The following is a 7,281-nucleotide window of genomic DNA, read 5'->3' on the forward strand; positions in this document are numbered from 1 at the left end:
TGCTGCCTCTAATTTAAATTCAGCACTAAATAATCGTCTTGTTCGTTTTGTCATGATGTCACCTATCCATGTTAAGAGGTGATGATATCACCTCTGAGTAGGTGGCCAAATTTAATGTACCACTACATCTAAACTTACATCGTGCTCTGGGTATTCATCTAAATACGCTTTTGCTAAAGACAATTTGCTACGATTAGTTTGGGAGTCTTTAGGTAAAGAAACTGATTTACCATACGTACTGGATAGTGAGAGAAGCGTACTATAAATCAACGTTTCTATAAGCAGCGTTGATGCACCGTTTTCAATCTGGTCAAAGATCAAACGCAGTTGGCTGGAAATCTTCTTATCATTAATCACAGAATCACGAAAATAGGGGGTTAGGGAAGCGCTACCCAATAAATCTTGGGATATTTTCTCAAAATGATCGGGCGTTGGGTAAATGGCCTTATAGCGCCACCCCTCTGTGGTTGCTGATTCACCGGTATGTACATCATCAGCGTTGACCAAAATAATACTATCCTGACCTGCAATATGATTAGCACCGCTGCGAAAAAAGCGTTGCGCACCTTGCTCAATAACGCCTATGGTGTAGCCCTCATGAACATGTTTAGAGAACGTTTGTTTAGTGAAATCGGCATTCACATATTCAATACCGTTGAATGCGTTGGAAGTGATGTAATCTGCTTTTTCTTTGTCCAATCCCAACCTCCTTATCTTAAGTATTGTAAAATATTGCTCAATTGTATAAATAGTTCTGTTGACTATTTTTCGACTGTAAAATTAAACACCTACTCCATTTAGAAGCTGAGCTGGTTGCAATTTTATACTATCTTAGTCTGAACCTATCATTACACCTTAGTAATTGTCTTTTAAGCGGCTCTCAGATTATTTCATTTGTGATAGAATTAATGAAAATTTCGAATCGCCAAGTGATACTGAGCGAGTTTTCATCAGATGTTCTCGGTATCCATTAGTCATTGAAAGACAGGAATTACATTGAGTCAGTCGAATCAAACTCAAGCAGACGTGTTGAATAACGAAAAAACATTAAAGTCTGCCATTAAAGATTGCATGATGCGCGATCGTTTTCGTCTACACAAACGTGTACAAGGCGCATCACGAATTAAAAACGAAAAATCCAAGCACGCTGTATTTGACGAAATTGCATTAGAGATTGCGAAATCAATGCAAACGGTGGAACGTCGCCGTACTCAGCGTCCAAAAATCATATACCCAGCACAGTTACCCGTAAGCCAGAAGAAAGATGATATCGCTGAAGCGATCTTAAATAACCAAGTGGTTATTGTGGCGGGTGAAACGGGTTCAGGTAAAACTACTCAGCTACCTAAAATCTGTTTAGAAATCGGTCGTGGTACCCACGGTATGATCGGCCACACTCAGCCTCGTCGTCTGGCTGCACGCTCTGTTGCTTCTCGTATTGCAGAAGAAATGGAATGTGAAATGGGCTCTCACGTAGGTTATAAAGTCCGATTTAACGATCAGGTCTCAGAGCATAGCCACGTAAAGTTAATGACAGACGGTATTTTACTGGCTGAAATTCAACACGATCGTTTCTTAAGTCAATATGACACTATCATTATCGATGAAGCGCACGAACGTAGCTTAAATATTGATTTCATAATGGGTTATTTGCGTGAGTTATTACCAAAACGCCCAGATTTAAAAGTCATAATTACTTCAGCAACCATCGATCCTGAGCGTTTTTCTAAGCACTTTAATAATGCACCTATTATTGAAGTGTCAGGTCGTACGTACCCAGTAGAAGTTCGCTACCGCCCTGTGGTTGAAGACGGTGATGACACCGATCGTGATCAGTTAGATGCAATTTTTGATGCGGTCGATGAACTGTGCGATGAGGGTGAGGGTGATATCCTGATCTTCTTAAACGGTGAGCGTGAAATTCGTGATACTGCAGATGCGTTAGAAAAGCGCAAATTACGCCATACTGAAATTCTACCTTTGTACGCACGTCTATCGGCGGGTGAGCAAAACAGAGTATTCCAATCACACTCTGGTCGCCGTATTGTACTTTCAACAAACGTAGCGGAAACTTCACTGACTGTTCCGGGTATTAAATACGTTATTGATCCGGGTACAGCCCGAATCAGTCGTTATAGTTACCGTACTAAAGTACAGCGCCTTCCGATTGAAGCTATATCACAAGCTAGTGCTAATCAGCGTATGGGGCGTTGTGGTCGTGTTCAAGAAGGTATCTGTATTCGTCTATATTCTGAGGAAGATTTTTTATCGCGCCCAGAATTTACCGATCCTGAAATTCTACGTACTAACTTAGCGTCAGTTATTCTTCAAATGACCGCGATTGGTTTGGGTGATATCCAAGCTTTCCCATTTGTAGAAGCGCCCGATAATCGTAATATTCAAGACGGTATTCGATTATTGGAAGAGTTAGGTGCGATTAACTCTAAAGCCACAGATCCTCGTAAACGTTTATCACCAATGGGTCGCCAATTAGCGCGTCTTCCTATTGATCCGCGTTTAGCTCGTATGGTACTTGAAGCGCCTAAGCATGGTGCATTACGTGAAGTGATGATCATTGCATCGGCTTTATCTATTCAAGATCCACGTGAGCGTCCATCAGATAAACAGCAACAGTCTGATGAGAAACATCGCCGATTTAACGACAAAGATTCTGACTTTGTTGCGTTCGTTAATTTATGGAATTACGTCCAAGAGCAACAAAAAGAGCTTTCTAGTAATCAATTCCGTCGTTTATGTAAGAAAGAATACTTAAACTACTTACGCATTCGTGAGTGGCAAGATATCTATTTCCAAGTCAACCAAGTGATTAAAGAGCTTGAGTTGAAAATGAATGGCAACGAAGCAAGCTATGACAGTATTCATATTTCGCTATTAAGCGGATTGCTTTCGCATATTGGTATGAAAGACCAAGAGAAAAATGAATACCAAGGTGCGCGTAACGCTCGCTTTAATATCTTCCCTGGCTCTGGCATTTTCAAGAAACAGCCAAAGTGGGTGATGGTTGCGGAGCTGGTGGAAACGTCACGTTTATGGGGGCGAATTGGCGCAAAAATTCAGCCGGAGTGGGTTGAACCATTAGCAGGTCACTTGATTAAACGTAGTTATAGCGAACCGCATTGGGAGAAGAAGTCAGCTGCCGTTCATGCGTTTGAAAAAGTTACGCTGTATGGCATTCCTGTGGTTGCCAAACGTAAAGTTAACTACGGCAATATTGATCCAACGTTATCACGTGAAATCTTTATCCGCTCAGCATTGGTTGAAGGGGATTGGGATACGCGCCATAAGTTCTATCAACAAAACCGTAAGCTATTGCGCGAAGTTGAAGAACTTGAGCATAAATCACGTCGTCGTGACATTCTGATCGATGATGACGAGCTGTTTAATTTCTACGATCAGCGTATTGATTTGAAAGTAACGTCAGGTCGCCACTTTGATTCATGGTGGAAGAAAGCATCGAAAGAAGATCCTGAGTTATTGAACTTTGAGCGTGAGATGTTATTCCGTGGCGATGCAAGTCATGTCACTGATCTAGATTATCCAAACTTCTGGCATCAAGGTAACTTGAAGCTAAAACTGAGCTACCAGTTTGAACCGGGTGAAGATAACGATGGTGTCACCGTTCACGTGCCATTGGCTATCTTAAACCAAGTTCAACCTGACGGCTTTGACTGGCAAATTCCAGGTTTACGTCATGAGTTGGTTGTTGCGTTGATCAAATCATTACCAAAACCGTTACGTCGTAACTTTGTGCCTGCACCAAACTACGCTGATGCGTTCTTAGCACGTGTTAAGCCAATGGAAGCACCATTGCTAGATTCACTAGAAAAAGAATTGAAGCGTATGAGTGGCGTCACAATTGTGCGTGAAGATTGGAATTTAGATCAGATCCCTGATCACTTGAAGATCACTTATCGTGCTGTTGATCACCGCAATCGTAAGTTACGTGAGAGCAAAGATATCTATGGTCTGAAAGACAACTTAAAAGAGAAGGTTCAAGAAACTTTGTCACAAGTTGCTGATGATGATATTGAGCAAGATGGTTTGAAAACCTGGAGTTTTGGTACGCTACCTGAACGTTACCAACAGAAACGCGGTGGCTTTGAAGTAAAAGCTTATCCTGCGCTGGTGGATAACAAAGATTCTGTTGGTATCAAACTGTTTGAAACTGAAGAGCAGCAAAACAATGCGATGCAGGCGGGTCAACGTCGTTTGATTTTACTTAACGTACCATCGCCAATTAAGTACCTTCATTCAAACTTGCCAAACAAATCGAAGCTAGGTTTGTACTTTAATCCGTATGGTCGTGTACTTGATCTGATTGATGATTGTATTGCTTGTGGTGTTGATAAGCTAATTGAAGAGAAAGGCGGATTAGCATGGCAGCCTGAATCATTTGAAGCGTTGAAAGAGTTTGTTCGTGCTGAGCTTGGTGACACCGTGGTTGATATTGCCAAACAAGTAGAAGAAATCTTAACCACAGCATTTAACATCAGTAAGCGTTTGAAAGGGCGTATTGATTTAAGCATGGCATTTGCGATGTCTGATATCAAAGCACAAATTGAAAGCTTGATCTTCAAAGGTTTTGCAACAGAATGTGGGTGGAAACGTCTGCCTGATATTCTGCGTTACATGCGTGCCATTGAGCGTCGAATGGAAAAGCTGCCAATCGATCCAAACAAAGATCGTGTGCATATTCTGAAGATTGAATCAGTAGTTAATGAGTACAAAGAGCTATTGAATAAGATCCCGAAAGGGCAGCCAGTACCTGATAAAGTAAAAGAGATCCGATGGATGATTGAAGAGCTACGTGTTAGTTACTTTGCTCAGCAGTTGGGTACGCCATACCCTGTATCAGACAAGCGTGTACGAAACGCAATTAACGAATGTTGATTTAGTTAATAGCGAAATAATAAAGAGCCGATAATGTACATAACATTATCGGCTTTTTTATGCATAAAAAACAGTATTTATTATGTCATTAATAATTAACATGCAAATTTGTTGAGGTGGTGACAAAAAAATGACACCATATGATATATAAAATAAGTGTGAACTTATTAAATTGTTTTTGTGCCAATTATCATCAGGTGATAATACCACTAGAGCTATATCTATCTGATTTTGTAACTAAACAAGGATTGTTTATTCCATGAAATCTTTTTCGGTCGTTCAAGAAAGTAAAGTATTGTCATTTTCTGGCAATGTTGAATTGAGTAATGAAATGGGTAACAAGGTTGTTACTGAGCAGCTCATGTTGTCAGTTGGCGATGTATTAATATTGCCTAATTATGCAACTGTGAGTTTGGAGCAGTCAGATGGAACACAAGTCGTATTTTCTAATGTTAATTCTAATAGTGTAGAAGAAGATCTTCCTGATGAGATAGCCAACCTTCAGGCTTTAATTGCTTCTGGAGAGGATCCAACCCTTATTGCGGAAGCTACTGCAGCTGGTCTTCAAAACATTAGTAATAGTGGTGGTTTTAGTTTTAATAGCATTGAAAGAAACGCAAAAGAAATCATAGCTGAGTCTGGATATGATAGTCGTGATACCAGCCCTCGTCCTCCTACCTCTCCTTACAATGATGGTAATGATTTTTATAGTCCTTCAAAACCACTAGAGCAGCAATCTCCTCAAGATGACGGTAAATCGAATATATCAATAAACAGCAAGCCTATTATTGTCGATGAAAACGGTGCGCCAGAAGGTGAGAGTATTACGGTAAGCACCGATGAAGAAGTAGCTGTAAGCGGTAAACTGTCCGCGACCGATGTTGATGGTGATAGCTTAACCTTCACTTCATCGACCAATCCAACCAATGGCACCGTCGTCGTGAATACTGACGGTACATGGGAATACACCCCTAAGACTAATTTCCACGGTGAAGATAGCTTTAAGGTTGAAGTCAGTGATGGTAAAGGTGGTACCGACACCATCACCGTTAATGTCAAAGTTAATCCAATCAATGATGCGCCAGTATTGGTTGATGATAACAATGATCCACTGGGCAGTGACATTACCGTCACGACAGATGAAGAAGTCGCAGTGAGCGGTCAACTGTCCGCGACCGATGCGGATGGTGATAGCTTAACCTTCACGCAAAGTTCTAACCCGACCAATGGTCAATTGACGGTTAACACTGACGGTACTTGGACTTACACACCAAACAATGACTTTAACGGTGATGATAGCTTTAAGGTTGAAGTCAGTGACGGCAAGGGTGGTACTGACACCATCACTGTTAATGTAACCGTGAATCCAGTCAATGATGCACCAGTATTGGTTGATGACAACAATGATCCATTAGGCAGTGACATTACCGTCACGACCGATGAAGAAGTGGCAGTGAGCGGCAAACTGTCAGCAACAGATGTTGATGGTGATAGCTTAACCTTCACGCAAAGTTCTAATCCAACCAATGGCACAGTGACCGTCAATACGGATGGCACATGGACTTACACACCAAACAGTGACTTTAATGGTGATGATAGCTTTAAGGTTGAAGTCAGTGACGGCAACGGCGGCACTGACACCATCACAGTTAATGTGACCGTGAAGCCAATCAATGATGCGCCAGTACTGGTTGATGATAACAATGATCCACTGGGCAGTGACATTACTGTCACGACAGATGAAGAAGTCGCCGTGAGCGGTCAACTGTCCGCGACCGATGTTGATGGTGATAGCTTAACCTTCACTTCATCGACCAACCCAACCAATGGCACCGTCGTCGTGAATACTGACGGCACGTGGACTTACACACCAAACAGCGACTTTAATGGTAGCGACAAATTTGATGTTATCGTCAGTGACGGCAAGGGTGGCACCGATACCATCACTGTAAATGTGACCGTGAATCCAATCAATGATGCACCAGTACTGGTTGATGATAACAATGATCCATTAGGCACAGACATTGCCGTCACGACAGATGAAGAAGTGGCAGTGAGCGGCAAACTGTCAGCAACAGATGTTGATGGTGATAGCTTAACCTTCGCTTCATCGACGAATCCAACCAATGGCACAGTGACGGTTAACACTGATGGCACGTGGACTTACACACCAAACAGTGACTTTAATGGTGATGATAGCTTTAAGGTTGAAGTCAGTGACGGCCAAGGTGGCACTGACACCATCACTGTTAATGTAACCGTGAATCCAGTCAATGATGCACCAGTATTGGTTGATGATAACAATGATCCACTGGGCACAGACATTGCCGTCACGACTGATGAAGAAGTCGCAGTGAGCGGTCAACTGTC

Annotated in this window: 3 protein-coding genes; 2 read left to right on the top strand and 1 reads right to left on the bottom strand. The window is 41.9% G+C overall.

The window, feature by feature from the left end; genetic code table 11:
- Window positions 1-111: 111 nt before the first annotated feature.
- Entirely contained in the window at window positions 112-699 is a 588-nt protein-coding gene (locus C9J38_RS21255; RefSeq protein WP_158259531.1) for an AraC family ligand binding domain-containing protein, read from the bottom strand.
- A 297-nt stretch (window positions 700-996) separates the two neighbouring features.
- Here C9J38_RS21255 and hrpA point away from each other — a divergent pair, with 297 nt between their 5' ends.
- Together hrpA and C9J38_RS21265 are read left to right on the top strand one after the other, a co-directional pair.
- Window positions 997-4,911, top strand: coding sequence for an ATP-dependent RNA helicase HrpA (gene hrpA / locus C9J38_RS21260; protein WP_107208793.1), 3,915 nt, complete (start codon window positions 997-999; stop codon window positions 4,909-4,911).
- A gap of 259 nt (window positions 4,912-5,170) precedes the next feature.
- A partial coding sequence (locus tag C9J38_RS21265) for a tandem-95 repeat protein (protein WP_146144076.1) occupies window positions 5,171-7,281 on the top strand: 2,111 nt, incomplete at its 3' end.

Origin of the sequence: Photobacterium sp. GB-210 (assembly GCF_003026075.1) — a bacterium.
GTDB lineage: Bacteria > Pseudomonadota > Gammaproteobacteria > Enterobacterales > Vibrionaceae > Photobacterium.